General features: G+C 54.2%; 31 protein-coding genes and 4 pseudogenes. 13 read left to right on the top strand and 22 right to left on the bottom strand.

Annotation, left to right across the window (positions count from 1 at the left end; translation table 11 throughout):
• Positions 1-385 precede the first annotated feature (385 nt).
• The 5 genes and pseudogenes from FJD38_RS22695 to FJD38_RS25200 form a co-directional block, all read right to left on the bottom strand.
• Positions 386-1,501 carry a structural protein gene (locus tag FJD38_RS22695; RefSeq protein WP_146387722.1) on the bottom strand — a complete coding sequence of 372 codons (1,116 nt, stop codon included), beginning with the start codon at positions 1,499-1,501 and terminating at the stop codon, positions 386-388.
• Positions 1,502-2,878, bottom strand: a complete 1,377-nt coding sequence (locus FJD38_RS22690) for a DUF4055 domain-containing protein (RefSeq protein ID WP_146387720.1) — start codon at positions 2,876-2,878, stop codon at positions 1,502-1,504.
• A 2-nt stretch (positions 2,879-2,880) separates the two neighbouring features.
• Positions 2,881-4,164 carry a terminase large subunit domain-containing protein gene (locus FJD38_RS22685; RefSeq protein ID WP_146387718.1) on the bottom strand — a complete coding sequence of 428 codons (1,284 nt, stop codon included), beginning with the start codon at positions 4,162-4,164 and terminating at the stop codon, positions 2,881-2,883.
• Positions 4,127-4,522, bottom strand: a complete 396-nt coding sequence (locus tag FJD38_RS22680) for a hypothetical protein (protein WP_244302797.1) — start codon at positions 4,520-4,522, stop codon at positions 4,127-4,129. The genes FJD38_RS22685 and FJD38_RS22680 overlap by 38 nt, the downstream gene beginning before the upstream one ends.
• 114 nt (positions 4,523-4,636) lie before the next feature.
• Positions 4,637-4,708 (bottom strand): annotated as a pseudogene (locus FJD38_RS25200) (HGGxSTG domain-containing protein); the annotation flags it as partial.
• Positions 4,709-4,846: 138 nt separating this feature from the next.
• On the opposite strand from FJD38_RS25200, the gene FJD38_RS22675 reads away from it, so the two are divergent.
• On the top strand, positions 4,847-5,047 hold the full coding sequence (locus FJD38_RS22675; protein ID WP_146387714.1) for a hypothetical protein: 201 nt from the start codon (positions 4,847-4,849) through the stop codon (positions 5,045-5,047).
• A gap of 355 nt (positions 5,048-5,402) precedes the next feature.
• Here FJD38_RS22675 and FJD38_RS22670 read toward each other — a convergent pair whose 3' ends face one another.
• Positions 5,403-5,747, bottom strand: coding sequence for a hypothetical protein (locus tag FJD38_RS22670; RefSeq protein ID WP_146387712.1), 345 nt, complete (start codon positions 5,745-5,747; stop codon positions 5,403-5,405).
• On the bottom strand, positions 5,744-6,070 hold the full coding sequence (locus tag FJD38_RS22665) for an MFS transporter (RefSeq protein ID WP_146387710.1): 327 nt from the start codon (positions 6,068-6,070) through the stop codon (positions 5,744-5,746). The genes FJD38_RS22670 and FJD38_RS22665 overlap by 4 nt, the downstream gene beginning before the upstream one ends.
• A 98-nt stretch (positions 6,071-6,168) precedes the next feature.
• On the opposite strand from FJD38_RS22665, the gene FJD38_RS22660 reads away from it, so the two are divergent.
• Both FJD38_RS22660 and FJD38_RS24905 read left to right on the top strand, forming a co-directional pair.
• The gene (locus tag FJD38_RS22660; RefSeq protein WP_146387708.1) at positions 6,169-6,348 is read left to right on the top strand and encodes a type II toxin-antitoxin system HicA family toxin; all 180 of its coding nucleotides are present in this window, start codon (positions 6,169-6,171) and stop codon (positions 6,346-6,348) included.
• Positions 6,349-6,399: 51 nt separating this feature from the next.
• Complete coding sequence (locus FJD38_RS24905) at positions 6,400-7,122, top strand: type II toxin-antitoxin system HicB family antitoxin (protein ID WP_244302796.1); 723 nt, start codon at positions 6,400-6,402, stop codon at positions 7,120-7,122.
• Between the two features lie 177 nt (positions 7,123-7,299).
• Here the strand turns inward: FJD38_RS24905 and FJD38_RS22650 are convergent, their stop codons facing one another.
• The 9 genes from FJD38_RS22650 to FJD38_RS22610 form a co-directional block, all read right to left on the bottom strand.
• On the bottom strand, positions 7,300-7,881 hold the full coding sequence (locus FJD38_RS22650) for a hypothetical protein (RefSeq protein WP_146387706.1): 582 nt from the start codon (positions 7,879-7,881) through the stop codon (positions 7,300-7,302).
• Positions 7,878-8,462, bottom strand: a complete 585-nt coding sequence (locus tag FJD38_RS22645) for a recombination protein NinG (RefSeq protein WP_146387704.1) — start codon at positions 8,460-8,462, stop codon at positions 7,878-7,880. The genes FJD38_RS22650 and FJD38_RS22645 overlap by 4 nt, the downstream gene beginning before the upstream one ends.
• Entirely contained in the window at positions 8,459-9,046 is a 588-nt protein-coding gene (locus tag FJD38_RS22640) for a DUF1367 family protein (protein WP_146387702.1), read from the bottom strand. The genes FJD38_RS22645 and FJD38_RS22640 overlap by 4 nt, the downstream gene beginning before the upstream one ends.
• Complete coding sequence (locus FJD38_RS22635) at positions 9,039-9,254, bottom strand: TraR/DksA C4-type zinc finger protein (protein WP_146387701.1); 216 nt, start codon at positions 9,252-9,254, stop codon at positions 9,039-9,041. The genes FJD38_RS22640 and FJD38_RS22635 overlap by 8 nt, the downstream gene beginning before the upstream one ends.
• Complete coding sequence (locus tag FJD38_RS22630; RefSeq protein ID WP_146387699.1) at positions 9,244-10,050, bottom strand: hypothetical protein; 807 nt, start codon at positions 10,048-10,050, stop codon at positions 9,244-9,246. The genes FJD38_RS22635 and FJD38_RS22630 overlap by 11 nt, the downstream gene beginning before the upstream one ends.
• Entirely contained in the window at positions 10,037-11,011 is a 975-nt protein-coding gene (locus FJD38_RS22625; protein WP_146387697.1) for a phage replication protein, read from the bottom strand. Before FJD38_RS22625 ends, FJD38_RS22630 begins: the two co-directional genes overlap by 14 nt.
• Before the next feature lies 1 nt (position 11,012).
• Positions 11,013-11,861 carry a BRO-N domain-containing protein gene (locus FJD38_RS22620; RefSeq protein ID WP_146387695.1) on the bottom strand — a complete coding sequence of 283 codons (849 nt, stop codon included), beginning with the start codon at positions 11,859-11,861 and terminating at the stop codon, positions 11,013-11,015.
• A 67-nt stretch (positions 11,862-11,928) separates the two neighbouring features.
• Positions 11,929-12,546 (bottom strand): hypothetical protein, encoded by a 618-nt coding sequence (locus tag FJD38_RS22615; RefSeq protein ID WP_146387693.1) that lies wholly within the window; start codon positions 12,544-12,546, stop codon positions 11,929-11,931.
• Positions 12,547-12,594: 48 nt separating this feature from the next.
• Positions 12,595-12,831 (bottom strand): helix-turn-helix domain-containing protein, encoded by a 237-nt coding sequence (locus FJD38_RS22610; protein ID WP_146387691.1) that lies wholly within the window; start codon positions 12,829-12,831, stop codon positions 12,595-12,597.
• A gap of 112 nt (positions 12,832-12,943) precedes the next feature.
• Between FJD38_RS22610 and FJD38_RS22605 the strand changes: the two genes are divergently transcribed.
• A complete protein-coding gene (locus tag FJD38_RS22605; RefSeq protein WP_146387813.1) occupies positions 12,944-13,789 on the top strand; it encodes a S24 family peptidase in 846 nt (281 codons plus the stop codon).
• A 490-nt stretch (positions 13,790-14,279) separates the two neighbouring features.
• On the opposite strand, the gene FJD38_RS22600 is transcribed toward FJD38_RS22605, so the two are convergent.
• Positions 14,280-14,885, bottom strand: coding sequence for a hypothetical protein (locus tag FJD38_RS22600; RefSeq protein ID WP_146387689.1), 606 nt, complete (start codon positions 14,883-14,885; stop codon positions 14,280-14,282).
• A gap of 137 nt (positions 14,886-15,022) precedes the next feature.
• On the opposite strand from FJD38_RS22600, the gene FJD38_RS22595 reads away from it, so the two are divergent.
• Positions 15,023-15,568: a hypothetical protein gene (locus tag FJD38_RS22595; protein WP_146387687.1), complete on the top strand. Its 546-nt coding sequence runs from the start codon at positions 15,023-15,025 to the stop codon at positions 15,566-15,568.
• A gap of 59 nt (positions 15,569-15,627) precedes the next feature.
• Here FJD38_RS22595 and FJD38_RS22590 read toward each other — a convergent pair whose 3' ends face one another.
• Entirely contained in the window at positions 15,628-15,942 is a 315-nt protein-coding gene (locus tag FJD38_RS22590) for a DUF1654 domain-containing protein (RefSeq protein WP_244302795.1), read from the bottom strand.
• 362 nt (positions 15,943-16,304) lie between these two features.
• Between FJD38_RS22590 and FJD38_RS22585 the strand changes: the two genes are divergently transcribed.
• The 4 genes and pseudogenes from FJD38_RS22585 (at position 16,305) to yejK (ending at position 19,576) form a co-directional block, all read left to right on the top strand.
• Positions 16,305-16,940 carry a hypothetical protein gene (locus FJD38_RS22585; RefSeq protein ID WP_244302794.1) on the top strand — a complete coding sequence of 212 codons (636 nt, stop codon included), beginning with the start codon at positions 16,305-16,307 and terminating at the stop codon, positions 16,938-16,940.
• Entirely contained in the window at positions 16,940-17,401 is a 462-nt protein-coding gene (locus tag FJD38_RS22580; RefSeq protein WP_146387685.1) for a hypothetical protein, read from the top strand. Before FJD38_RS22585 ends, FJD38_RS22580 begins: the two co-directional genes overlap by 1 nt.
• A 78-nt stretch (positions 17,402-17,479) precedes the next feature.
• Positions 17,480-17,791: pseudogene (locus FJD38_RS22575) on the top strand (hypothetical protein).
• Positions 17,792-18,541: 750 nt separating this feature from the next.
• Positions 18,542-19,576: pseudogene (gene yejK, locus FJD38_RS22570) on the top strand (nucleoid-associated protein YejK).
• A 23-nt stretch (positions 19,577-19,599) separates the two neighbouring features.
• On the opposite strand, the gene FJD38_RS22565 reads toward yejK, so the two are convergent.
• Positions 19,600-20,088, bottom strand: coding sequence for a hypothetical protein (locus FJD38_RS22565; RefSeq protein ID WP_146387683.1), 489 nt, complete (start codon positions 20,086-20,088; stop codon positions 19,600-19,602).
• A 141-nt stretch (positions 20,089-20,229) separates the two neighbouring features.
• On the opposite strand from FJD38_RS22565, the gene FJD38_RS24900 reads away from it, so the two are divergent.
• Positions 20,230-20,406: a hypothetical protein gene (locus FJD38_RS24900; protein WP_244302793.1), complete on the top strand. Its 177-nt coding sequence runs from the start codon at positions 20,230-20,232 to the stop codon at positions 20,404-20,406.
• A 328-nt stretch (positions 20,407-20,734) separates the two neighbouring features.
• On the opposite strand, the gene FJD38_RS22550 is transcribed toward FJD38_RS24900, so the two are convergent.
• Positions 20,735-22,051 carry an HNH endonuclease gene (locus tag FJD38_RS22550; protein WP_208727538.1) on the bottom strand — a complete coding sequence of 439 codons (1,317 nt, stop codon included), beginning with the start codon at positions 22,049-22,051 and terminating at the stop codon, positions 20,735-20,737.
• A gap of 194 nt (positions 22,052-22,245) precedes the next feature.
• Here FJD38_RS22550 and FJD38_RS22545 point away from each other — a divergent pair, with 194 nt between their 5' ends.
• The gene (locus FJD38_RS22545) at positions 22,246-22,551 is read left to right on the top strand and encodes a hypothetical protein (RefSeq protein WP_146387680.1); all 306 of its coding nucleotides are present in this window, start codon (positions 22,246-22,248) and stop codon (positions 22,549-22,551) included.
• Between the two features lie 207 nt (positions 22,552-22,758).
• Positions 22,759-23,043, top strand: a complete 285-nt coding sequence (locus tag FJD38_RS22540) for a pyocin activator PrtN family protein (RefSeq protein WP_146387678.1) — start codon at positions 22,759-22,761, stop codon at positions 23,041-23,043.
• On the opposite strand, the gene FJD38_RS22535 is transcribed toward FJD38_RS22540, so the two are convergent.
• On the bottom strand, positions 23,021-24,154 hold the full coding sequence (locus tag FJD38_RS22535) for a tyrosine-type recombinase/integrase (protein WP_146387676.1): 1,134 nt from the start codon (positions 24,152-24,154) through the stop codon (positions 23,021-23,023). The two genes, FJD38_RS22540 and FJD38_RS22535, sit on opposite strands and share 23 nt — an antisense overlap.
• Positions 24,155-24,254: 100 nt before the next feature.
• Between FJD38_RS22535 and dusA the strand changes: the two genes are divergently transcribed.
• Positions 24,255-25,265: a tRNA dihydrouridine(20/20a) synthase DusA gene (gene dusA / locus FJD38_RS22530; RefSeq protein WP_146387674.1), complete on the top strand. Its 1,011-nt coding sequence runs from the start codon at positions 24,255-24,257 to the stop codon at positions 25,263-25,265.
• Between the two features lie 10 nt (positions 25,266-25,275).
• On the opposite strand, the pseudogene FJD38_RS22525 reads toward dusA, so the two are convergent.
• Positions 25,276-25,396: pseudogene (locus FJD38_RS22525) on the bottom strand (integrase core domain-containing protein); the annotation flags it as partial.

Here is a 25,396-nt window from a genome sequence, read left to right as displayed (position 1 = left end):
CCGACTTTAGTCGCGTCAATGAGTGATGCAAGATCCATATGGACACCCTCAGGAACAATTATAGAAATCTTTTATACCATTATTCACCACCTGAAAGTATGTCCGGAGTAAGCAGACCATTTCCCTTAGCGGCAAAACTACAGTACTAGGACTCTTTCACCCCGTAACAGGCAGACGACGCAGATCATCGTCTTAGTCCCACCCGTTGGCTTTCCATTCTTCATCAGCACACCGATCTCTGTCTCAATCACCTCACGCCCGCCGCAGCGATGGCACTGCACCATGGTAGGCGGTTTGGGCATGGCCCGTACTCGCTTGCGTACTTTCTCCGCCGGGGTGTCCGGGGCAAGGGTGCCTTGAATAAGGTGAAGCTTGGGCTTGTCGGTCATGCCGCCATCTTAGCGAATGCCTGCGCGTCCCGCGCCTTGATCTGATCAAGTGTCAGCCACTCCCCTGAGGGCGAGTAAAAGTCCTCCAAGGCAAGCTTGCCGGCCTTATAAAGCTTGTAGCGTTCCCGCCCAAGCACATGGGCTTTGCGCTCATCCGGCTGATTGTCGAGCCAGGCGCTGTAGTTCAACTCGGCCGACACGGTGCCATCCATGCTTGCCCGCTGCCCCGGTGTCATCTCGTCAATGGGAATGCCGAGCTCACGCCATGACTTGGTGACCGGGCTTGAGGTACTCCGGCAGTTGAAGTGCAGCCTCCCCGGCCCTTGCAACCATGGAATATGGTGCTTGATTGGCTTGTGCGTAAGCACTTCGAACTGCAACTGGTCACGGATACGGCATGGCGCCGAGGTGCCGTCATCCAGTGTGCTAATCCAGCGCTCGGCCTTCAAAATTTCTGCGTTGGCCTTGCTGAATTCTTGCCGGGCCGTGGCCGCCGTATGGCTGACTGCCGTGCGGATGACTGCGGCCAGGTCTTTGCGGGGGCGCTCCAGAAAACCATCGGCATACCCCGTTGCCCGGGTACCGCGAATACTGCGCACGATCTGGTCTGTGGTCTTGCCTTCAAGGTAACCGGTGCGCACAGCATTGCGGACTTTGACCATCCGATCGGCTTCAATGCTTTTCGACCAGTCACGCAGCAAGCGCCCCTGAAACGGCCGGGACATAGCCGCCGCATACGCCTGCTCGCCGCTGATACTGACAACGGGGAAACGCACTTGCACAGGCTGAGGGACCAGTTTTTCAAGCAGCGTCTGCTGCCAGCTCGCCTCGTAGCCTGCCAGTTCATTCAAGTCAGCCTGCAACGCCTTGGATACCTGCGCATAAGCCTGGGCATTGATCGAACGAACCTCGTCCAACAGCAACTCCAAACGCTCAACCGTGAACGACTCGGCGGGCATTCGCTCCAGCGCTTCCGTCAGCGCAGCGGCAAGGCTTGCATCCGACCGGTTGAGCTGGGCAATGATCCGCCGTACCACACCGAGCTTGTACTGCTCCAGTGATACCGCATGGGCAACATGCTCATTCTCCAGCAGCGAGTTAACCGTAGCCATCTAGAGCACTCCGAGGCTTGGACCTTGATCTGCGATCTTCTGCTTTTCGGTGTCCCAATCCAGGTCATCCGAGATCACGCCGCGGCGCTGGATTTCCCTGAACAGGGTTTCATCGGACAGGCGCCCCTGGCTGGCCATGCTCACCAGCAGCGGCAGCTTGGTTTCCGGGGCGAAGTCGATATCGAAGTTGCCATTGACCTGAACGTGCCCGCCTTCTGGCTGCTTGGTCCACAGGGCGAAGTACTGCAGCACCTGATCGATAAAGTCCTCGAAGCGCTCGGCCATGGTTTGCAGCGGGCTCATTTCCTGAGCTGCTTCGTCCTCGGCCTGCGTGGCAGTCTTGGTGACTTGCTTGTCCTTTTGCAGCAGCTTGGCTCCGGACAGACGCATATCATCCACGAGGTCGTGCAACGCCGTGCGCCCGGCCTCGATGGCCTTGCCGGAATGCTCGACCCACTTCATGTTGCCGTCCTTGGGCAGCTTGGTCGCCGAACTGGTACCGACCTTCAGCTCAAAGGTGTCGTCATCAATGCCGCTAATCATCAGCATCGGCACCCGCGCAACATGCAGGATGTTGTCCTGATCGCTCTGCGACTGCCAATGCTTGACGTTCATATATGCCAGTTCAAGCAAAGGCGGTGTTGCCGTCATAAAACCGGTGCGCTTGGTATAGAACGTGGCCAACGGGATCACGTCGAGGCTGGTCCGCCCTTCGTCGTGGGGCTGCCAGGTCTTTTTGCCGTTCACACCCTCGACCTCGCGATAAGTGCGCCAGGCGCCCGGCTCAAGCACACGGATCTGCATGACCTTCTTGCAGCCAAAAGCACCGTCGTCTTCCTCGATGCACTCCATATAACGGAATTGGGTCAACGCTTGCTCACCGCCCGTTGAGGCAGCTCGCCAGCCCAGCACCTGCTCGGGCTGAATCAGGATTGCATAAGGGCGTACACCGGCGGCCTTCTCATCAGCAGCCGTGCGTAAACCCTCAGCCTTCGGGTAGTCGACGAATACATGGCAAAGACCATGGGACAAGCCGGTCACAAACGCTGACTGCGACCACACCTGAAGGTTATTGCCCTGGCGGTCGAAGTTCTGCGCGAAGCCTTGAGTCAGTTCAGGCACGTCATCACCGAGCACAATCGGCTCGGCAAACACCCGCCCCGTCATGTTGTGCACCGTCTCGCTGTAGGCCGGGAGCAACGTCGATGAAGTGATGCGAGCCTTGTATGAATCGTCGTCTTCCTTCGGCCACTTGGGCAAGTAAACCTGTCCGGCCTCGCGCATTGCCTTGGTGCCGCCCATCAGCGCATCGACAATGGCCCAGTCCTGGCGCATGGCATCCACGGCCGGGAGCGTTTTGCTTGGGTCATCACTCATGGTCACATTCTCAGAGGGGCAGTTGTGGCGGTGCGTTTAACTATTGGATATCGGTGGACAATGAAGTAACCGAAGGCGTCTGCCGGGTCTTCTGTACCGTCTTTGTTGGGTTCGCCCTGCTCCGTGTACGCCTGCTGCTCCAGCACCTGAGTGGTGACTGGGCATTTGTCGGTATTCACTTTGCAGCGGCGCAGGCCATCACCATTCAGAAGCATGGCGTTGACAGCCAACACACGGTCACGCACCAGCGGATTGGCAGGGTTTGCCCGCACCGTAAAACCGGCTTTCTTGAGCAAACTGTGGTCGGACTCGCTGCCGTTCACGCTCTTGCGGTTCTTGCCGCTGGCATCGGGATAAACCGTAATGACATGCTTGCCTTCGTAGCGTTTTTTCAACGCTTCGATCATGGCCGGCGTATCAAACAGGTTGGTTAGCTCATCCAGCAACAGCGGCTCACCGTCGCGAATAACAAATACAGCCGCAGCCATCCGGTTGATGTTGAAGTCCATTCCAATATGCAGCGCTTCCCCCAGGCGAATGGTCTCGCTTGTATGGCTGAGGTGTCGGCTGAAGTTGGGGTAGACGTTGCCTGATGTCAGGTTGACGAACAGACCGTCGATATAAGCGTCGACCAAGTTCGCCGGATACGACTCGCGCAAGGACGGTATGTAGTCCTTGGGCAGGTTCTTGGTGTTGTCTCGGGTGCTGGCATGCACGATCCCATACAACGGGCGCTGGGCCGGATTGGCCGCCAGCTCTTTGACAAATTTGCGATAGACCCAGTTGAAGCCCTCGGGCGTCGTGGTCACGTCAATAGTGTTCTGCTCGCGTGTCGGCCAGACCGTGGACATCCGCGCAATGATCTTCTTCCACGCGCTGTCGGCCTTCTTGATCGGCATACAGTCGATTTCGTCGACCAACGCATGGGCGATGTTGAAACCGACAATCCGGTGCGGGTGCTCCATGCTCTTGCAGACGATGGTCGACAGGCAGCGCCCGAGGTTGTCACGCAGGTAGACCCGCTTTTTACTGGCCACAATATCCGCCAACAATCCGAACGCCTCGGCAACCACCGGCATGGTGTCGTAGAAAATATCGGCTATCTGCGGATAGGTCGGGGCAAAGTAGCCTTGGGGAATACCTGGGTTCTCCAGTGCGTTGATACACAGCCGAACGCAGCCTACAAACGTTTTGCCGCTTCGGTATCCACCCACGAAAGCAGAGAACTTCTGCGGGTGCTTGATGAACTCAAACTGCGGCTTGTTCAGCTTCAGGGTCGCTTGCATCTTCTACCCCGATGATGACTTGCTTGGGTTCCGGCAAGCCCTTGTTCGGGTCTTCCAGTTCGCGGCGCAGTTTCTCGTTGGTGAGGCGCCGGGTCTCAAGGTCTTCATTAGTGCGCTCCAGGCTTTCGACTCTGGCGGTCAGTCGGTCAATGAGGGCTGAGTAGTCCCGAACCTTGCTTGTTGTGGTGATTGACGTCAGAGCCGTCTCTTTTCCATTGATCTGAATCGGCTCTTCTTTCTCCGAGTCCACCTCAAGGGTGTTGCCGAACTCATTCTCCCTAGCTAGGGCACGCATCAAACGAATTCGCGTCAGACGCAACTCATCGTCAACCCGGCCAAGCTGAATACTGGCGAGCAAGTCGTTTTCGTCGTCGGTAAGGAACTGGCTGTAGATTGAGCCAGGCTTGGCGGCGTTCTTATTGCCCCTTTGTTCTTTGGGGCCTGAACTCTTGCCGCCATGTAGCTTGCAGCGAGAGGAACCTGGTATTGCGTGACGCTTACATGGTTCCCCGTTGCCGCGCTTGGATGCGCCACATAGGGCCATGTTTAGCCTCATTCATGGGGTTGGTTTTCGCAGAACTATTCATTCAATGCATACGAACGTCATTCAATGAATCGTTCGGCTTGAAATAGTGGCAGGTTGCCGCTATCTATGAAGCTCAACTAATCCTAAGGATGACATATGACTATTGGTGAGCAGGTACTCAACGCAAGCACAATGTACGGCCATGGTGAAACAGAAAGACGCACCTATGCCGTTGCAGCTGCACTTGAAGTAATCACCGCTCTAGCGGCGTCAGGCTCTTCAGTTAATCTTGAGTCTGAGATGAAAAGCCTCTCTAACTATGCAGACCTAATCCAAGAAGCATTGAAAGCGAAGTAGTCACCCGTGCCGCACTCACCCGCGGCACACCTACCCGGGAAGAATTTATAGGCAAGATTTGTATCGCGCTGGAGCCCTTTGAATACGCGGGGTTTGAGGATCTACATCGGGTACAGATGCGTGAGATCGAGGTTTAGTAGAAATTCCTGAAGAGCAAATTCTTCAGGAGCTACCAATGCATAAGTCCATCCGAGCAATAATCTTCATCACCCTAGTACTGCTACCAAACTCAATTCACCAGAATGAGGGTTTGCACGTGGCCGTGCCCGTACAAGTCAGCGACAACTAAACCCTGGAGCAGTCTTCAGCTACGCGCTTTTCTAACCCCCCTTATAAGCCGTGGCGCGAGCTGCGGTTAGGTCTTCGTGCGCTCCACTTGGTGCTTTCGGATGTCACAGCGCAGGCAGTGTTCGCAGTTCAACATGCGACATAGCCATACCTTGGTCTGCGGCCAGTACGTAACCATAAACCAATGCCGGACACCGGCCATCGCAAGCGAGACATAGAGCGTGGTCCCGGCAATCGTGGGTGAGAAGAACATCCGCTCACTGCGAGCCAAAATCGCGTAGCCGCTCAAGGCAATCACCGCATAGATAATCTTGCCCAGCACTCCGTCACGAACCTTCCCGCTTAAGATGCACCAAGTCGCCCACAACGCAATGACGCCAGCTGAGTAGGCATTGATGTATTCGAGAATCATGGACTACCTCCCCCAAACCGTTGGCGGATGAGCGCCCACAGGTCAGCGGCTTTGATAGCTCGGGTAATCGCGGCAATCAGCGATCCGCCGAAGGTGCCTAGGAGGAAACCGACACCGGCCACGCTGCGGGGCTCATCGATACCGAAGTACGCACTGACAAGGCCCGTCAGGTAATGAGCACAGACCGCACCCGAAAAGATGAATACCGCCCAAGCCTTGCGGTTGATTAAATCGTCTCGGTGCCACCAGCCGGCAGCCACAGCTCCGAGAAAGCCAGCAATTGCCCAGTCGAGCTTGTCGAGCAGGCGCTGTAGGTACTCCATGCGCTCGACTCCACTATGGCATGACCAAAACAACACATAAGTGTTGTATTAAAACAGAAGTGTTGTAAAATGGACTCATCCAACAATGAGGCGAGGTGATGAAGTTCAGCGAGTTCAGACGATGGTTGAAGGCCCAAGGGGTGATCTTCGAAGCAGGCAAGGGAAGCCACTTCAAAGTCACCGCCCCAAACGGTAACAGGAGCACCTTTGCGGATCACGGCAGTAAAGAAATACCAGAACCGACCCGCAAGGCGATCATTAAACAACTGGGGCTCTGAGAGCCCCTTCTGAATCTGAGCTGAATTCATCACCTCAAAAAAGGAGTGACCATGTACGACTACGCTATCCGCTTTGAAAAAGACGCCGCTCCCGGTCTAGCTATCTTCTGTCGCGATCTGCCAGAACTGAATAGCTATGGCGACGACCAAGAGCACGCAATTCGCGAAGCCCTGGACGCAATTGAAACCACCCTTTCTCTATATGTCGATCAGCGTCGTGCTATCCCTGAAGCAACACCGGCACAAGAAGGCGAGCATGTCATTCACTTGCCTGCAGTAACTGTGGCGAAAATCGCTCTCTGGAACGAGATGATGAAACGCGGCATGCGCAAGGCAGACTTGTGCCGTGCTCTCGGCGTGCACCAAGCTCAGGGGGATCGACTCGTAGACTTCCTTCACACGTCCAAAATGGAGCAATTGGAAGCAGCTCTCAAAGCCCTTGAGACCTCGATCCGCGTTAGCCCAGCCGATCCAGATTGGATCGACATGCCACATGGCGGGGCTCAAGCAGGTTTCTATATTGAGCGTCTGGTGGATGCATACCGCGCTGCAGGCGTGACAGAAATGCCCATTGGCAAGACTAAAGAAGGGCTGTCGAGCGTAAAAGATTATTCTCTCGATTACTTACTGCGCACACGATATGCACGCCAACCCAATACTATGCAGGCAGTGGATGCAGTTCTGGATCAGATCACAGCGACCGGTCGTTTCATTCGTTCTTCGATGAAAGACCCGGTCACAGGCCGAGAGGTGGAAAGTTTGGCACTGGCTTAACGAGAGTAGAAGCGAGCGTAGGGATTGAGAGCAAGCCTCAATCCCAAGGCAGGCTATGGGTACAGCCAAAATCTTTGAGCCACAAAAAACCCGACACAATGGTCGGGTTCTCTTAAGGAAGTTGCCGTAGGCAAAATACTAACTGTGGGGGAATATTGCCGCTAGCCGGGCGGGAAGTCAAGCTGCCTCTTTCATCTTATAAATTACCCCACCAATTGGGCTTAGCGCTTGAGCGTCAATGTCATAGCACGCATCAAAACAAAGCTGCACAAATGGCTCCCAATCACGCCCCCAACGATCCGAAATCAGGTTCACGCCATACTCGGACTTAAGCCACGTCCGAAACACCTCAGGTTTAATCAGTGGATCGGGATTGGATGACTGCCCGCCCTGGTGCATGTAGCGGTACCGACGGAATACTCCCTTCGCCACGTACTCCGCCCGATCCCTTTTACTGGATGTCATCCGCTCGACACGCGAACACGCCAGGTTAAACACAGCCTCTTCTGCCATCTCCCGATCATTATCATTCGGCTCAGCTGCGTACATGGCATTACCGAAAGCACGCAGTTGAGAGTGAAGGCGCGCTATCGCAGACTGAATCTGTCCGGCCAAGGCGCCATGTACCGCATGATCCGCAGTCGGACCACGCCGAGTCCCCTGAACCATCACTCCAAGCTCTGCAGCATCTGAGGTTTGTCCTGGAGCCGGGTTGTAATTGCAGTCATGCCAAGCTTGTCGCGCTGAGTTGATCTTCATGCTGCCGCCCTCTTCAGTTCTCTTGTCTTTGCCCGGTACTCAGCAGTCATCACCTTTAATTGTTCGACTGTGTACTTTTTGGGTTCATGTGGGCCTTCCAGCCAGTCAACCCTCTCTATTCCAATCCGCTTTACCAGCTCAATTCTGTATTTCACGATATTCCCGGAAAGCTGGCTGTTACACGGCGAGCATTGGCGGTGACAGTTCAACGGCTCAAACCGCAAGGCCGGATTACCCCCTACCGTGCGGTAGTGGCCAGCGTCATACTTGCCCTGATGGTGCCGACCACAACTAACACACGGCAATTCAGCATCGCGGGCGCGGACCCAAGCGTTGAACGCGATCTGAGTGTCTTTGATGTGATCCGCCCTGCTCTTCAGCTTCTCCTTGCGGATCTTGATTTCGCGGCGCTCAACCTGAGCCAGCGACTTGCGTTTTTTTTCCTGCTTGCCGCGAGCAATGACGACTGCGCAGTCCGGCGAGCACCATGTCTGGAAGCTCTCCCGGGGGACGAATGAGGCCCTGCACTGTGGAACGCTGCAGTTCTTGGAACGAGGCTGTTTGACGGCGGGGAGACTCATGCGTAACTCCTTATCTGATCCGCAGCGCTCAACGCGTCTTGCTCCGTTTCAAAGTGCGCCGACAACACCAGCCGCCAACAAGCATTGAACACGTCGCGATACAGTGGCTCAAATGCAAGGTCATCCATGCTCGACCAACTGATCGACTTGGCCTCTTTGCGAATCCCCTCAGGTGTGTGCACCAAGTGAAAGTGACCCGCCTCGATCGTTACCCACTCCCGAAAGGCTTCACGGCTTTTATCGACTGCAGGAAAACGCTCAGCCCGAGTAGACTCAAGACCTGAGATGTAGGCCGCCACTGCATCCGATAGCTGCCCGGGCTTTCCACTCTGCGCTTCAAAGAACTTGGCCAGTCCCTGAATGCCGCGAAGCTCCTGCCGCGGAATAAGCCCGCCGACTGGCTCCCAGTATTCCCATGCCAGATCCAGCATTGAGAAAAACTTGCCGTGAAACTTGGCATTACGCATTTTGGTGAATTTTCCGTGGATGACTTGGCCCAGCTTCCACTTCTGAGTCAATTCGCGGTCTGCCTCCGTGGCTGGCACTAGCCCTTGTGCGGTGCGAATTAGTGCGACCTCAGCCACGGCGCACACCTCGCATTTTCAACGCTGCCTGCTCAGCACAAGTGATGCAATCACGAACACCGGGCACTGCAAGGCGGCGACCTTTGGAGATTTCCTCGCCACACTCGCATTCGAGAGCGCTTTCGCCGCTGTAAATCACGCGAGCAGCAAGGGCAGAGGCCAGCTCTTTCTCAATTCGCTCTTCTGCAAAATCAACATCATCGGCCACGGGCGGCCTCCTTGGATTGGATGGCAGCCGCTTGGCTGATCAGAGTGGTTTTACGAAGGTTCAGTGCAGCAATGACCCGACAGCGCTCGGCCTCGCGGGCGGCAGCCTTCTCTTTGCGTTTCAGATCCAGGTCGGCGCGAATCGCTTCCAGCTTGGTGCGGACTTTATCGGAAGGTTGACAAGGAGTTCCCGTCAGCAACCCAGCAATAGCGCGCCCATCCTCAGTGACCGCTTCATGTGCCAGATCAGTCAAATACAACATGCCGCGCTCCCGGGGAATACGTTGCATCTGCACAGCGCGAGTGACGGCCTGAATGCGGCGGTTGGAGTCGAAGCCGATCGAAACATGCCAGTTGACTGGCTTAGCTTCCTCGCGGGCCTGCCCAACGAATCGCTCATAAGCACTGATGAACGCCATGCGCGCGCCGACCTTATCGCCCGCATCGAGAACAGGCTTTGCAGCGGCCAAGGCCAGATGTATTTCGTCGGTCAGTACTATGGTTTCAAATTCGTCATTGGTGGTCATAGCAATGGCCCACGCCTCATCCTTGCCCGGACGCCCGTCGGCGGCTTGAACTCGTTGAAGAATGGCAGCCAAGGTCAACTTTCCGTTCAACTCGCGGCGGCATGACTTCAGCGCACCGGCGATGGTGCTCGCTGGGTGATCGGCAAGGTCATCAGCCATCATCTCGGCGGCATCGGCCGTCAACGATTGGCCGAGCACCTCGGCAGTCGCAGTGATGGCCAAGGCCAGTTGTGCGACCTGTTCGGGGGTCATGCGCTCAAAGGAATTCATTGGTTTTCCTCCCTTCGCGACTCATGATCCGACGGGCCGCGTCCTGGCCGGCAGTCAGGTTCGCTTGTTTGCGCTCGATTTGATTCGCGGTGGTCGCATTCATCTGGCGGTTAGTGACCCATTGGGTGTGGTAGCTCTCGGCATTGGCCAGCAGCTCGTTGAGGCTGTGGCACTTGCGCACAACGCCTGCATCGCTGTTTTTCAGGTAGTGAGCTGCGACGTGGTGAGCGACATCGGCCCCAAGGCGGTCGACCAGTTGACCAAGTTGCCCGCCAACCTTGGCGTTCCAGACCGGCCAGACGCTGTAGCGCTTGCGATACGCCATGGCGTAATTCGCCCATGCCTTGAAGGTTTTGCAGGTTTGGTCTTTTGGCCCCGGCATGTCCGCTGGGATTTCAACCCGCGGGGCTTCGGAATGATCAATGACCAGTTTCAGGCCAGATCGGTTCGGCTTGCCCGAGCCGTCCGGCAAAGCCTGATTACTGGTTACCTGACTGATATCCTGATTATTGGTACCCTGATTTATCGGAAATTTATCCGACCCTGACTCGGATTTATTTCCGACCTTGCTCGGATTTTTATCCGTGGTAGATCGGATTTTTATCCGACCATCGATAGCATCTGAGGTCGGATATTTTTCCGACCCGTCAATTTTTCGATTCCACTCTTTGGCCTTCTCAGTAAGCCGAACCAAAGTGATGCTGGAAGTGCTGGATAAATCGATAAGACCCGCATCACGCAATGCCTTGAGAAGACGGTAAGCGGTGTCGGGCTTGTCGGTGAGCAGTGGCAGTTCGTCAACGATTTTGGCCTTACTCAAGGCAAAGTAGATCCCCGTGTCGGTCTTGATCGGATTGGCCCAGCTTGGGCATTCATAGACAAACGCAAACAGCAGGGTTTGCTGTGCATTCAAGCCCCACTCCAGTGCCTTCGGCTGGTTGATGGTGATCGTGTACTGCATGTCAGGCCTTCCCGACCAGTGCAGCCAACTCAATGAAGCGGTCCACGTACCAATGAGGCTGGGTTTCACGGGGGCATTGAGGGCTGGTAAGGTTCTTGCCGTACTTCAGGCCTTTGTCGGTGACACCCCAAAACTCGACGATTTCACGCTTTGAGTTGACTCGGGTCAGCGTTTTCAGGAAGCCGTGAGCAGCCAGTAGACGATTGAAAGCCGCTGCTGTGCTGCTGATTCCTTTTTCTTTGATGAGTGCGGTTATAGATTTGGTCGGCATTGAGCTGCCGCCGCTGGCATCAGATGCGGCATCCACCGCGTAGCCAGGGAGAAACTTGGCGTCCAGTCCGTTGTTGGCAGCAATCTGGGCCAACATCATCATTTTGCTAGAGGGCGCTGGCTTGAGCAGTCGGTCGAAGCATTTCAGGATGGCCAATTCACCAATAATCTTGGAGTTGTCCGGACCTTGAGGAGAGTACCTGCCAGTCTTCCGAATGGTCGGCAGGACTTGACCCACCACCCACTCTTCAAAATGCTCAGCGGCGGGAAGCTTGGACTTCATCACTAAGCGGTACAAATCGCGCTCCGGGATGATGGTCATGAAACCACCCCCCTGTTTCGGGGTAGTGGTCGCAGCCTTGCAGTGGCGGGCAATAGCGTTCTCTGGCTTGGAATATCCCAGTGCATCGGCAACATCGCGCGCGACAAACCAAGGATCGCCAAGTGTGTCGGTGATGACACGAATGGCGGCGCCATTAAAATCGAAAGGAATCACTGAGGAATTGCGTGACACGTTTTCGGTATTCGCAAAACGTGTCGCGACACCTGAGTGAGTATTGATATGTGGCTGGGTTTGCATATAATCGGCCTCACAAAGTGTTAATGAATGAGCCGACCTCGACCGTCGGCTTTTTTGTGGCTGTCATTCAGGCGATTGATCTCAAGGGTGGCTGGGCCTCGCTGATAAGCGTGGTCGCCTTGTCCTCAAGCTCGCTCAGACGCGACATGGCTTGACGGCACTCCCTCACAAACTCGGGCAAATGCGGCATGTCTTCGGCGCCCATGATTTGATCGTCAAAAATTTCACTTCCGGTTGCGATCAACTCACCGAACACGCGGATCAAGGCCCCGTAGCTCTTGTTAGCGCATCCCGCTGTCAGCAATAAACGAGCTCCCACCAATCCGTGGCGGCTGGCCAGTTCGTTGATGCACTGATCCCGGTATTCAGGTTCGAGAGCACTCACCCAAGCTTCTTCGAGCCAAGAGGGAAACTCGGATTCGCCAGAAATCCAGCGGTGTACCCGTCGTAACCAGCGGCCTGTGGCTTTCACAAACTCACTGGCATCACTGGTCAACTTTGGATCATTGAAGTCAGGTACATCCTTGCTGCCCGCCTTCCCTGAGCAAGCCAAATGCAGTTCGCGGCTTAGTGCTTGAGCGAAGTCGTCCTGGCTCAAGTGGGTGCGGGCAATCTGATTTGCCGCGTGAGCGACCAGTACCTGATCACGGGTTTGCGTTGTGTGTCTGGAACTGGACGTGTGCATGAGGACTGCTCTCTTCTAATCTGGCTTCATCGATCGGCGAATCGGTTATCACGCGGCGCCGCGCAGAACTTTGCGAGCCAAACAGAGAAGATCCGGGCGAAGACCTGCGATGGTGATCTCGCCGCCCGAAGCGTCTTGCAAGCGATCTGCAAGCTCGGCCGATGCTTTTCGGTGACCACCTGCCAACTGCCAAAGGTGTCCAACCGTAGTCTTTGCGGCGTCCGCCACAGCCTTGCGCCGGTCATTGGGTGCACTGGCTAGCCAGTCACGCAGATGGTCATTCATTGGAGCTCTCCTTACACATGAGCGAAATTTAGCTTATAGCTAACATTGAATCAAGGAATATTTAGCTTTGAGCACATTTAGCATTGAGCTAAACGCTGGCATTCTTGCTCGCATGGATATTTATGCGATTCGCAAGCAGCAATTGATCCGCCTGATCGGCAGCCAGAAGAAAGGCGCATGCGCTGAACGCTGGGGGATGGCGCCTGCGCATCTCAGTCAGATTTTGTCGGATAAGACCGCCAAGAATTTGGGCGATGAGGTCGCGCGCCGAATAGAGACTATTGAAGGTCTACCTAGGGGATGGTTTGATTCATTGCCGCTCGATGCGACAGGCAACCACCCGCCGTCAGAAATCTCCGAAAGCGAGTTGCCGGGCAAAGAGACACTGCCGGCTCAAACAGCCGCTGATCAGGTGAAGCTTATGCTTGCCAGGGTTAAGGGGCTTTCGAGCGAAGTCCGAGACCGCATCGTTGCGGCGGCAGATGGGTCCAGTAATGTACTCGACGTGGACTTTTTCCAGCCGGGTCAAGTTGGGGACGAAGTGTGGATTGCCCACTATGACGTCCGAGGTGCCATGGGAGGCGGAGAAGTGCCTCATGACTACCCTGAAATGCTTCAGGACGTAAGGGTTAGCCCCAAGCACCTGCGCGAAATGGGTGTTGAGTTCAAAGAACACTTCCATCTGAAAATGGTGACAGGTTGGGGGCAGTCAATGGCTCCGACGATTAAACACCGTGACCCGCTGCTTGTAGACGTAACGATCCGCGAGTTTTCCGGGGATGGCATTTATCTGTTTTCTTGGCAGGGGCACCTTTACATCAAGCGCCTGCAGATCATCGATGAGGAGCACTTTGAAATGATCTCGGACAACGACAAGCATGGCACGCGCAAAATTCGAAAGGATGAGACATACATTCAAGCCCGAGTCCTTCTCGTCTGGAACGCCAACCTGGTTTAGCCCACCGCTGGGCTGCGACTTTTCGTTGTGAATACGTAGGAGACCTCCCCATGCAAAAACCTTCTGGTACCGAGGGTATAGCGAGAGCATCCGAAAAACTTTATGACCACGGTCACAAGATGCGCGTTAAAGCGTGGCACCTGATTCAGGAGGACAGGCACCAAGAGGCTCAACAGCTACTGGATTCGGCGAATATGTGTGATCGTTCTTTAATGTGGATTTGCGCAAAGGTTGATTCGGTCTGGAAGCGGCAGTGAACAGGGGCAATCGTGGGGCTCTATTAAGTAAGGCAACGCAAGAGCTACGGCACGGCCTGAAGTACGTTGCTTTCAACCTTGAGCCGTCTTGTACCGTTCCGAGCAGACTCGCGCAGAGGATTGTTGACTCTTATGAGCTGGCGATAATGTAATTGCCCAGCTATCCCCGCAACTCTAACTACATCTGCCCGGCCCAGTGCCGGGCTTCTAGTATCTAGCCTTCGCCGTTTAACCTACAGCGCATTGGGGTCAATACCGATCAGCTTGAGTGATTGGGCGAGCGAATCATCCAGCACGACCTCGCCAGTGGTGGATCCAGCTTGGTTGAAGCCAACAGTCCGGAACTTTAGAACCCGCGCTGCAAGCATCTGCCGCAAGATTGACTTTGCTTTGTCCCCACCGGTCACTGTATAGGGGCTCATCATTTTGTAGACATTCTCCATCGCTTGAGCTTGGGTCTTTTTAATCAGCTCAGCCTGTTCCGCAGGCAACCCTAACGTCAGTTCTGGTGAAGCGGGAATTAACCCAACTGGCGTCTCCTGCGGCGTAATTGTCCACGCCTCATTCTGGTCGATCCGAATTTGAACGGTTCCAACAGGAATCTTAAATCTCCCGCCCGACATTAGGCCCACGTAGATCTCCCCACCCTCCTTTCGAACGACCGGATAGAACTTAAGCGAGCTGGTAATGATAGAGCTGCCAGCCGTGTAATTCTCGGTGGTGACCATCATGGTGGTCTTGTCGGTGAATTCATCTGTCGTACCGGTAGCTTTCCATACGGATCCCGCACACCCACTGAGCATCGCGGCTGCGAAGACTAGAATGGCTATTCCCTTCATGATTTTTTCCCTTTGTAATGGCAATGTGACTTTACCAGAGCTGGTGAATCTCGGTCGCAATACTTAAAGCCTTACCTTCAATGGTGGCCGCACGCCACGAATGGTAAAGTTCTGGCTTAACTTAGAGAGGCAGTTACATGAAGGGATTGGGGATTTTTGCCTTGGTAGTGGGTGTGAGCTGGGTGATATTTGCGCTGAGCATGGACGTATCAGTCTCTACAGGCATGGGCAGGGTAAATAACCTCGGGCTTATGGCTGACCGCCAAGTACACACAATAGTGGGCGGGATGATTGCCCTGGCAGGCCTAATAATGCTGATTTTTGGCGGAAAGATATCTGCCTCACCCGCATCAACCCCAGCCGAGATGGATGCCCGACCCTGCCCTTTTTGCGCTGAAACTATCAAGAACGCGGCAGTAAAATGTAAGCACTGTGGCTCTGATGTTGAACAAACTCTTCGGGTGACTCCCTCTGAGGGCTGGACAGTTCGCATACCTTGCAGGCCCGGTATGGAGTTTAATGCGACACAGAAAATCGTGAGCGACGACGGCTGGCCCTGCGAAAGCCCTGACGGGGCAGTAGTTGTTATCGGCCCCTATAAAGAAAAAAAGGAAGCCGTAGAGGTGTTGAAGGAAATCAGGATCAACCATTCCCTATTTGGCGAACTTTCCTACAAAAGCTAATTTAGCCAGATTGCACAATTGAGACTGAAGCCCGCCACGTGCGGGCTTTCTTTTGCGTATCAGAAAGGTGACGGTTCTTCTTCCAGATAAAACATGGACTCTCCCGTATCCAGGCCCTCCACTTCTTGCCTCTCCCATCTCACCGTGACACTGCCATCATCGTTGAGCGTTAGCTCAAGCTCGTCTGTCTCCGCGATGACCCCCAGAACCTCTTCCCACTCCCGATCCCCATCCGTGTCCAATCGATGAATTGTTACCCAGCGCTGAAGCTGCGCGATTGGGTGATTGATCATCTCGGAAACACGCAGACTCAAACGCTCAACACCTGACATCACCACTCCATTTTCTTCTTTTTTTATCTGCTGAATAGCCATGTAAAACCTCGAAACAACTGTTTATCCATACAGCACCAGAAAATCATATCTCACTGCTAAGGCCAGCGCAAAGAGATTCAAATGAGAATCGCTTAAACCCCTCTTCAGATCTCCCAAATAATATCTTTACCTTAAAGCTAATAAATTTAGCTGATGGCTATTGACCAATCTTTAGCGCAAAGCTAAATTAAACCCATCGCAACGATCACACAAAGCTGCGAAGGGCCTCGAATGATGCTCGCCGCTCTTTAACAATCTGATGGACGCCGAGCTGGCCGATGCATAGCCAGCGGACGTACCGCGCAACGGTACGCAGCGATTCGATCTCATGTCGGCGCTGAGCGCTGGGCGGTAAGGCCCGCATGCCGGCCGCTCATGCCGACTTTGCCGGCGCCATCAAGGGTAAGAAATCGATCAGCAGCCTGCGCGACGCCGCCGACTCGGAGTTGGCACGGGCCAAGATTGCCGCCAGTCAGATCGGTGACAGCATTCGCGCCAACCTTGCCAGCTATGGCGAACTCGCCGTAGACCACACGTTTTTGTTCAATGACCTCCAGCAGCTTATTTTGAAGGCCAACGACGATCTGGTGGCGCTGATCAAGGTGCGAATCGCTGACCATCAGAAAGCCGAACAAGTGACAGCAGAAGCCACCCAGACGAGGATTCGAAACGAAGAGCTGCAACGGATCGAGGATGAAGCCAAAGCCGCCGCCGTCGTCGAACCTGTAATTCAGTCTGCACCTGTCGCGACGTCGGCCCCGACCAGAGCCGCTCCGGTATCACAGGCAGCCCAGAAGCCCACCGCAACGCAAACCACTCAAACTGTAGCGATGCAGGCTGACGTCTACGACTTAGATGCTTTGATCAAGGCTGTCGCCTTCGGCCAAGCCCCAATCTCGATGCTGAAAGTGGATTGGGAAAATCTCGACGCCCTTGTCACGGACCTGGGCGCCGAGTTCAGCATGGCCGGCGTGAGGCTGGTGAAGGTGGCCGCATAATGAGTAAACGTAAACCGCATAACCTCAAGGCCCGGATCGACCGATCATGCCGAGCACTGCTGGCCGCCAACCACGTCGCAGTAGTGAACATCGACCCCAGTGGACGTCAGGGCATGATCAATTACAAATCGCTAAAGAGCATCGCACCCGGGAAGATTGGGCAGGCAGTGTGCGGCATTGCCCACCGCTGGACGATCTATCTAAGCGTGCTTTGTATTGATGCTCAGGGTGACCGCTACAGCAAATCCATTGAGGTGGCGCCTGATGGAGTCTATCTCTCCGACCATCTGGAGGACGTGATCGAGCATTGCTACAAGCAGTTGCGCGAATCGGCCAACAAAAGCCAGGTGGTGGCTTCTGGCTGGATTGCCATTCCAGAGACGATATCGCTCGAAGAAGATCACGCAGCGCAGATCTTTGAAGCAGTCGGCGCTTGGAGTCAGCAAAAGGTCGCGGCATGAAACGCATTGCCCGAATCCAGCAACGTAAACGTCAAACATGGCTGGAATTGCCGGCCAGCGGAATTGAAGAGGTAGGCTATGGCTACCCAACAGAAAGAACGATCCGCAAAGACGGCTGCAAAACGAAAGCCTCGCGGAGAGGAGGAGTTGCGGCTTCACACCCTGGAAGGCACGCGAATAGCCTTGTCTGAATTGATGGCGTGGAACGGGATTAAAGAGCAAGGCGAGGCAATGACCTTGATGATTCATCACTTGCACGGCCTTGGCCCTGCTGGCTCTGCTTAATTTCTAAAGCCTCCGCGACACGAAATCACGATAAGCGAAAACGTGTCGCGGAAATTGGAGTTGGCCTACAGGCGTGAATCATTGCGTATTTCTTATGAGGAATGATGACCAGCTTGGCGTTCAGCGAAAAACTTCTTCCTTGCGCTCGTGGTACGGTCCAAGACATCAGGGAATTGGGGGTTACCACTGCTGTCGACTAGGACAAGGGTGAAGCTGCATTTGCATCCAATCGCATTGTCGTCCTGTGCCAGCCAGTGCCTGACTTCATCGCCCGTAATAGCAAACCATGACGGTCTGCATGCGAGTTCCGCGTCGTAGGCGAAAGAGCTGAAAGCTGCATGAATCGGTGCGGTATCCCTAACTTCCGACAATCAGCTTCGTCTTTCTCAATATTTTTCAGAACGATCTCGCGGATATCGAGGTCCCCTTCTTGTAGGCTCATGCCTTAGCTCCAGTCTTCTTTAAAGATCTACAGAACCCCACATCCACCCGATTTGCCACCACCGGTTACGGACGTCAGCGCCTACCTGCTTAAAATTGGAATCTCGAGGATAAGGTTGGCAGGCAAGGACTCGCTTGATCCTCGTGGCCTAAGTGGCGAAAGAATTTGCCTCGCTAGGGAAACCCGCCAAATATCCCCAGCCCTGATGGTGTCTAGGCGATAGGTCTCAACCTGCGCCTCTGGAATATTTAGCAGTTCTGCTACTTCCGCATTGGTTGGCGGCGACACAAGACCATTATCAACCATGAATATCTCCTCAACCTGGCCCCATGCCGGTCACTTGTAATACCTCAACCGAAACCAAAATGCCACCACCGGCCACCGGAGGGCGGCGCCTACCCGAGATAACCACAATGCCCGTACTTCATAGCGCAATCCACAAGATCGATAAGAAGCCAGACGGCTCCCCTGCTGCGCTGCACGTCAGTGATACAGAGCTGGTCGAATCTCAGACCCGCGACGACCTAATGAGCCAGCTCAACGAAAGCTACAACGCCACAGCAGGCAAGGGCTGGGGTTTCTTTCATTCCGAGTCAGGTGCGCATCCACTCAGCGGCTGGCTCAACAAGTATCTGACCGGCAGCAGCGACTTCCTGGAATTCAGCACCGTAGCCGTCGAGCACCTGACCAGGCTGATGGAAGAGTCAAACCTGACAACCGGCGGACATGCCCTCTTCTGCCACTACCAGCAAGGCCTGACCGAATACCTGGTCATCGCCCTGGTGCAGGAAACCGAGGCGCTGACCATGACCGAAGAACTGACCCTGATGACGGTGAATCGCCTGGACCTGGATCACATCCGCCTGGCCGCGCGCATCAACATCAGTGAGTGGCAGAACAACCACCAGTCGAAGCAGTACATCTCGTACCTAAAGGGCAAGCAGGGCCAGCGCCTGAACCACTACTTCCGCGACTTCATCGGCTGCCAGGAAGGAATAGACGGCCCTAGTGAAACTCGCACCCTGCTGAAGGCATTCAGCGACTTTGTGGAAAGCGAGGATCTGGGCAACGAGTGAGCCCGCGAGAAAACGACCAACCTGGTCAACTACTCCTTAGCCCAAGCCAAGATTGGAGAGCCGATCACCCTCTACGAGCTATCAGAGCTGCTCGACGAAGACCGCCCGACAGCCTTCTACGACTTCATTCGCAATAAGGAATATGGCCTGCCCCCGGAGATTCCGGCAGATAAACGCACCCTGAATCAGTTCCGCCGCTTCTCCGAACGTACTGATGGGTTGTCTATCAGCTTCAAGCAGCACTTGCTTGGCTCCAAGATCGAGTTCGACAAGGAGGCAGGAACACTTATTTTGCGTTACCTGCCAACCCAGCTTACAGATCAGCTTACGCGCGCATCAGCTCAGCCTACCGACATGCAGGAGCTCGCTTAAATGGCTGCAGGCTTGAGTCCATTTCATTTCATGATCACCTGAATTTCATAACCTTTACCTGTAGGCCAATCATCGCGAACTACCTCAATGGTTCCTGTGCCCGCCGCAGCTGTTAAGGGCTGACCGAGAACAATGGCCTTTTTAATACTGTTTGGGAGTTGGGCTCCTAGGGCTTTGAGGGAAAGTTTTTCCGAAGCCTTACCAAGTGCGCTGATCGACATACCCACAGACTTCGTCTGATTAAAATTGAGAACCAGCTTTACCTGATCAACAGTTGAATCACTGCCTGCCGCATAAAATGCAAGGTTGTTAGCCAACGGGTAGCCGCTACCAATGTCCTTGTAGTTACTTGCGCACCCAGACGTACCGTCACCATAGTCAGTCCACTTCCGCCCCTTCAGATCCAAATCACTCAGAAATGAGCAAACCGAATCCGGAGCTGTTTGCTTTAAGTCTGCAAGGCAAGATGCCGAGAAAAGTAATACCAAAGGTGCGACAAATATTTTTAGCATCTTTCAAATCCCGTCCTGATCAAGGGCACTCCGGCTCCATGCCGGCCGAACACAAATACCCGACTTCAACAAATCACGCTAGCTCAAGCCATGCCGAAGGCTACCTGGAGAAAACGGATGAGCACATTTGCAGTGTTTTGAATGACCCACGACGTTGCGCAGGCCGAGGCCAGGAAGCGCACCAAAGGCACGCGTAAAAACCTGACAGCACCAGGCGGTGTGGAACCAATGCCACTAACTGAATGGCTTGAACTGGTCGGAAAGAAAACTGAGCAGATCAAGAGAGGGGACGGTTCGACAGCTTTCATCGCTACTTGATGCTCCGCAGTACGCTGAGCAGTTCATTGAGCTAGCTCGCAAGACCACTAAATGTCGGGATCTGCGCATCAGAGCGAAGCGCACCATGAACGATACAGAAGGCCGTCCAATCATCAACCTTAAGACGAAAGCTCAACGTGTTGGGTTCAGTGAATGGCAGCCTACTACCCAAACTCAAGCTGCTTAGTTACCCTCCACCCGGCGAGCTCTACTTATATCTGTGCACCTGAAGAAACATGCCTTCGATTATAAAACCCAGTACGCCCATTTTTGCCATCGGCCAAGCCGTGGACTCAGAAGTAGTATTCCTGAGCTACTGCGAGGTACTTCAGGAATCCCGCCCCTTAAACACACTACTTCTATGGTAATCAAGATATTGGCATTGTCCTGGACTGAATTGATCAACGTTTTTAATCGAGCCGATATTCCATGCTTCCATTACCTTTTCAACACCAGGGGCAGAAAGCACGTCGCCATTGTCGCTAAAAGAAATCCACCCACGATCAAATAGTTTGTCGATATGTGGGGCTAACATCAGACCGTTGCTTCCGTCTAGTCGCTCAGCATTAACGCAGTCTTTCCACGGTTTAATATGGCTGGCAATCAGAAAGCTCTGATCAGTAACACCTGTGAGCCGGCACTGCGACTCGATCAGCAAAACTCGTTGCCGAAAAACCCCCTGCCCGCGGCGAGACCGGACCAGTTGCTCCTTCTCTGTCTCAGGAATTTCTTCAGCAATTAGGATTTCAATTTCAGCTAGGTCTGTCTCTATCTGTTGCGTAACGTCCTGAACAGCCTCTACCGCATCAGGGCTAAGTTGCCCGATTAGATCCAGAATCAGCCGGCCTAACGCTGGAGAAATCGCAGCAAAGTAGCAGCCCTGGTTTCCATTACCGTTAGCCTGCAAGGGAGAATGCTTCTGCGGCAATAACGGCTGAATACGTGCAATGTATGCTTTTGGCGCAACAGGCAAAGGTAACGCCGTCCATTCTATTGGCACCAGCCACCCGCTATCAGCCCAGTTGGCACCTGCCAACCCAAAGGCCTCTGGCTTTATAGACTCAGAGTGGCGCTTGCTTGCAACACCTATTGCCTTGATAAGCCCATCCGCATAAGAGAAAACAATATCTCCGGGGGCCACATGAGTCAGATTGTCATATGTTCTATTGCGAGCCCCATTAGCATTGGCTTTTGGCGACCAAATATAGCCACCCTCAAACTCAGCTTTAAACGTCTGTTTATGGTTCACCCACCAATACTGATGACGGGAACTTAACGCGTCTTCGAAGTTTTGAAGACGTGACTTTGAATCTTCAACGGCATCCTTAGAGAAGATCTCCGGATGTCGAACGACCACAGCCTCAAAAGCAAAATCCTGCAAGCCGAGGCTGGTGAGCGCTTTGTAGCCTTGCGTTTCTGCTTCCCTAGTTACGACTCTTTCGACGCCTGGAATGATTCCGTGCTCCCGCAGCATGCGCCATGTGTAAGCAGCTTGCTGTCGCTTGCCATGTTTTTGGAACAATGTCTGCTCATAGGACAGCACCGCAAGAATCGATTCGATCTCAGCAGATGATGTAGCGCCAAATCGTTCTAGGGCAACGCGCTTCGCTTCTAGTTTTAGAGCATCAATCTTCTGTGCGTCCATGCTTGTTCTCTCTCACGTGATGAAGAGAGTCTAAAGCAGATAGATGGCATTTCAATATCATTTTATATCAGTAGCTACATATCCCGGGGTTGCCGACTGGTTTCAGCTGGAAGAATCAACATAAAAACCATTTCTGAACGATAACGCCGAATCCCCATTACAAAATCAGCCGCGTTAGCGGCAAGGACGAAGTCATGCCTGAAGAAACTGTTTTGATCCAGCCTGTTGCTGTCGTGCGGAATGAAGACGGCTGGTGGGATCATCCCGATCTGCCCGAATTCGATGAGGACTACACAGCCTTTAAAGCCTGGATCGCTGACCAGCGCCTAGTGCTGCAGCAGTGGTACATGGAGGCTGATATCGACGGTCATCACCCCTATGACGACGGTGAGTGTCACTGCCTCGGCTGGAATCCGGAAGCACCTGGGCCGGAGTGGTTCCTCCTCGGGATTTTCGATACCGAAGACGGACCATGTGTTAGCTGGGCGCGCCGGGAGTAAGACGCCATCACCCATCACCCCAAGGCGGCATGTGCTGCGCTTGCCAGCATGCCCCCCCACGACTGCAGCGCCCTTCCCTTCAAGACCATGCCGCCGATTCAACGCGATATCAGCACATTCATCGTGAGGTGCACTGACTTCAAGCGCCAAACCTGAAAAAACTCAACAACCCACTACCGACAATCGAAGCGGCTTGGAGATATAGCCATGAACACACAATTCCTGCTTTTGGCGCAGTACGGTGGCCAAGCGATCATTCCACTCGAACGGATATGCGCTGATTACTTCAGCCACCTGACGCCCGATAAGATGAAAATAAAAGTGGCGTCTGGCCAAATCGACCTTCCCCTGGTACCGATGGAGCGCAGCCAGAAATCCGCGCGAGGTGTTCACCTCAATGACTTAGCGGCTTATCTCGATGCTCAGCACAATCGTGCGCGCACCGAGCATGACAAGCTGATGCGTAACTCTAGTCTTCGCCGCGTTTCTTGATTCGCTTCCGGGCCTCAATAATGGGGCCCGCTACTATCCGCTCCAGCCAAGGCCAGTTTTTATAGTGGTCTCCCTCCCCCTTCAAATGCGTATATCTGCGCATCGAGTTCCAATCCCGGTGGCCGGAAACAGAGGCGACTTTCGGGATATCCCACCCCATTTCAAATAGACGGCTGACGCCATCATGGCGCAGGTCGTGAAAGTGCAGATCTTCGATTTCAAGAAAGTGACAGGCACGCGTGAAGGACGCAGATATTGATCGGGAGTTGTAAGGGAAAATGTCGTCAGCAACTTTAGGCATCGACTGCATGATTCGCCACGCTTCATCAGGCACATGACACCAAACGTCATTGCCGTATTTCTGACCCGGGTTTTTCATGTCGGTGACCAGGACCATCTGACGAGCTTCGTCCAGAGCATCCCATTTAATGCGCGTGATCTCTTCCTGCCGGCGGGTAGAGAACAAGGCAAACGCCGTCACGCGCACCATATCGATTTCTTGCTTGCGCCTATCACGCATTTCGCTGAAATACCCAAAGAGCTTGTCCAGCTCTTCAAGTGTTGGGCGACGGTTCCTTTCCTTGCTGCGTGTAACCGCGCCCATCTTGCGCAAAACCTTGCGCGCATCGGGCATGGCCATAGGGTCGATGTCATAGCCCCAAGCTGGCCGCGCCACCGAAAGCACGGCACCCAAGTGAGCCAGGTCATTGCCCACGGTCTGCGCCTGTATGCCGTCATTCACCATTCGCCCGTCGGCGTACTCGACCAGCTTCTGGCTGGTGATCTCTCGATCCTCCAGCTTGCCCAGCCAGGTCTCACCGATAGCTTTGAGCGTGGCGCGCTTGGTCTTCCCTAAGGGCCTCAGCTTTTCGTACTCAAGGAGGTAGCGGTCGATCATCTCCTTGACCGTCACACCTGATCGATTGGCCTTCTCGATTGCTCCAGGAACTGACATCTCAGTTTCGACACGTTTGATCCAGGTCTGCGCGGTCGCCTTGCGGTCGAATGTCTGGCTTTCCTGATAAACTGTCACACCCTTTTGCATGATGCGGATCTGCGCGGTGTAACCCGTCGATCCATCCTTGCGCTTGCGAACGGTGATAGTGCCCATGATTTTGCTACACGAGTATTCGGATTTGCTACATTGTAGCAACGAGCATTCAAAAACAAGCAAAAACAGCGCTCAACAGTAGTGAAAGAGAGTTACCAGAATGCACACCAAACCCGCAGAAAACCTAGCCCACCCCATAGATTCGGTATCTAGGAGGTTTTCTGTTGCACCCATGATGGATTGGACAGACCGTCATTGCCGTTTCTTCCTGCGCCTGCTGTCCAAAAACGCATTGCTGTATACCGAAATGGTCACCACTGGCGCGTTGATCAACGGGGATGCCGAACGCTTTTTGCGCCATGACGAGACCGAGCACCCTCTAGCCCTGCAATTGGGCGGCAGCACTCCGGCAGATCTGGCCGTATGCGCGCGCATGGCGCAGGAGGCCGGGTATGACGAGGTAAATCTGAATGTCGGCTGCCCCAGTGATCGGGTGCAGAACAATATGATCGGCGCTTGTTTGATGGCACACCCGGCCCTCGTGGCCGATTGTGTGAAAGCCATGCGCGACGCGGTGTCGATACCCGTCACAGTCAAGCATCGCATCGGTATCAACGGCCGCGACAGTTATGCCGAGCTTTGTGATTTCGTCGGTACGGTGCGCGACGCCGGATGCACCAGTTTCACTGTGCACGCGCGCATTGCCATTCTGGAAGGGCTTTCACCCAAGGAAAACCGTGACATCCCGCCCCTGCGCTATGACGTGGCAGCGCAGGTTAAAAAGGACTTTCCTGAACTCGAGATCATCCTCAATGGCGGCATCAAAACCCTTGAACAATGCCAGGAACACTTGCAGGTGTTCGATGGTGTGATGCTCGGCCGGGAGGCTTATCACAATCCGTATATTTTGGCGGAGGTCGATCAGCAGCTATTCGGCAGTACTGCCCCTGTGATTAGCCGGGCACAAGCGTTGTCACTGTTACGACCTTACATCGCCGCGCATATCGCAGCGGGTGGTTCGATGCATCACATCACGCGGCATATTCTTGGATTGGGTCAGGGTTTCCCGGGCGCACGGCGATTCAGGCAGTTGCTGTCGGTCGATATTCATAAAGCAGCAGATCCTTTGGCGTTATTGGATCAAGCCGCTGAGCTGCTGGAAGGCCGCTGACGTTCAGTGTCTAGTCCTGAAATAGGTTTACACCTGTTTCACCCCAACGCCCGATGCATTGCATCGGGCGTTTTGTATTTCAAAGACTGGTGCGGACGCTCGCTGTTGTAGATCGATATCGACTCACTCAC

The sequence above is a fragment of the Pseudomonas saxonica genome (assembly GCF_007858365.1).
Classification (GTDB): Bacteria; Pseudomonadota; Gammaproteobacteria; order Pseudomonadales; family Pseudomonadaceae; genus Aquipseudomonas; species Aquipseudomonas saxonica.
The sequence above is the reverse complement of the archived record's forward strand: the minus strand, read 5'-3'. Positions and strand labels throughout refer to the sequence as shown.

Bases quoted from the DNA above. Each gene is read 5' to 3' on its own strand.
- FJD38_RS22535 (WP_146387676.1), bottom strand. From the start codon at position 24,154: ATGGGCACTATCACCGTTCGCAAGCGCAAGGATGGATCGACGGGTTAC.
- FJD38_RS22590 (WP_244302795.1), bottom strand. From the start codon at position 15,942: ATGGCTATTCAGCAGATAAAAAAAGAAGAAAATGGAGTGGTGATGTCA.
- FJD38_RS22685 (WP_146387718.1), bottom strand. From the start codon at position 4,164: ATGCAAGCGACCCTGAAGCTGAACAAGCCGCAGTTTGAGTTCATCAAG.
- FJD38_RS22620 (WP_146387695.1), bottom strand. From the start codon at position 11,861: ATGCAAACCCAGCCACATATCAATACTCACTCAGGTGTCGCGACACGT.
- FJD38_RS22585 (WP_244302794.1), top strand. From the start codon at position 16,305: ATGCCGGCCGCTCATGCCGACTTTGCCGGCGCCATCAAGGGTAAGAAA.
- FJD38_RS22580 (WP_146387685.1), top strand. From the start codon at position 16,940: ATGAGTAAACGTAAACCGCATAACCTCAAGGCCCGGATCGACCGATCA.
- FJD38_RS22650 (WP_146387706.1), bottom strand. From the start codon at position 7,881: ATGAAGATCAACTCAGCGCGACAAGCTTGGCATGACTGCAATTACAAC.
- FJD38_RS22615 (WP_146387693.1), bottom strand. From the start codon at position 12,546: ATGCACACGTCCAGTTCCAGACACACAACGCAAACCCGTGATCAGGTA.
- FJD38_RS22550 (WP_208727538.1), bottom strand. From the start codon at position 22,051: ATGGACGCACAGAAGATTGATGCTCTAAAACTAGAAGCGAAGCGCGTT.
- FJD38_RS22600 (WP_146387689.1), bottom strand. From the start codon at position 14,885: ATGAAGGGAATAGCCATTCTAGTCTTCGCAGCCGCGATGCTCAGTGGG.
- FJD38_RS22540 (WP_146387678.1), top strand. From the start codon at position 22,759: ATGAACACACAATTCCTGCTTTTGGCGCAGTACGGTGGCCAAGCGATC.
- FJD38_RS22630 (WP_146387699.1), bottom strand. From the start codon at position 10,050: ATGAATTCCTTTGAGCGCATGACCCCCGAACAGGTCGCACAACTGGCC.
- FJD38_RS22625 (WP_146387697.1), bottom strand. From the start codon at position 11,011: ATGCAGTACACGATCACCATCAACCAGCCGAAGGCACTGGAGTGGGGC.
- FJD38_RS22610 (WP_146387691.1), bottom strand. From the start codon at position 12,831: ATGAATGACCATCTGCGTGACTGGCTAGCCAGTGCACCCAATGACCGG.
- FJD38_RS22605 (WP_146387813.1), top strand. From the start codon at position 12,944: ATGGATATTTATGCGATTCGCAAGCAGCAATTGATCCGCCTGATCGGC.
- FJD38_RS22690 (WP_146387720.1), bottom strand. From the start codon at position 2,878: ATGAGTGATGACCCAAGCAAAACGCTCCCGGCCGTGGATGCCATGCGC.
- FJD38_RS22565 (WP_146387683.1), bottom strand. From the start codon at position 20,088: ATGCTAAAAATATTTGTCGCACCTTTGGTATTACTTTTCTCGGCATCT.
- FJD38_RS22660 (WP_146387708.1), top strand. From the start codon at position 6,169: ATGAAGTTCAGCGAGTTCAGACGATGGTTGAAGGCCCAAGGGGTGATC.
- FJD38_RS22695 (WP_146387722.1), bottom strand. From the start codon at position 1,501: ATGGCTACGGTTAACTCGCTGCTGGAGAATGAGCATGTTGCCCATGCG.
- dusA (WP_146387674.1), top strand. From the start codon at position 24,255: ATGCACACCAAACCCGCAGAAAACCTAGCCCACCCCATAGATTCGGTA.
- FJD38_RS22675 (WP_146387714.1), top strand. From the start codon at position 4,847: ATGACTATTGGTGAGCAGGTACTCAACGCAAGCACAATGTACGGCCAT.
- FJD38_RS22670 (WP_146387712.1), bottom strand. From the start codon at position 5,747: ATGATTCTCGAATACATCAATGCCTACTCAGCTGGCGTCATTGCGTTG.
- FJD38_RS24905 (WP_244302796.1), top strand. From the start codon at position 6,400: ATGTACGACTACGCTATCCGCTTTGAAAAAGACGCCGCTCCCGGTCTA.
- FJD38_RS24900 (WP_244302793.1), top strand. From the start codon at position 20,230: ATGACCCACGACGTTGCGCAGGCCGAGGCCAGGAAGCGCACCAAAGGC.
- FJD38_RS22545 (WP_146387680.1), top strand. From the start codon at position 22,246: ATGCCTGAAGAAACTGTTTTGATCCAGCCTGTTGCTGTCGTGCGGAAT.
- FJD38_RS22645 (WP_146387704.1), bottom strand. From the start codon at position 8,462: ATGAGTCTCCCCGCCGTCAAACAGCCTCGTTCCAAGAACTGCAGCGTT.
- FJD38_RS22665 (WP_146387710.1), bottom strand. From the start codon at position 6,070: ATGGAGTACCTACAGCGCCTGCTCGACAAGCTCGACTGGGCAATTGCT.
- FJD38_RS22595 (WP_146387687.1), top strand. From the start codon at position 15,023: ATGAAGGGATTGGGGATTTTTGCCTTGGTAGTGGGTGTGAGCTGGGTG.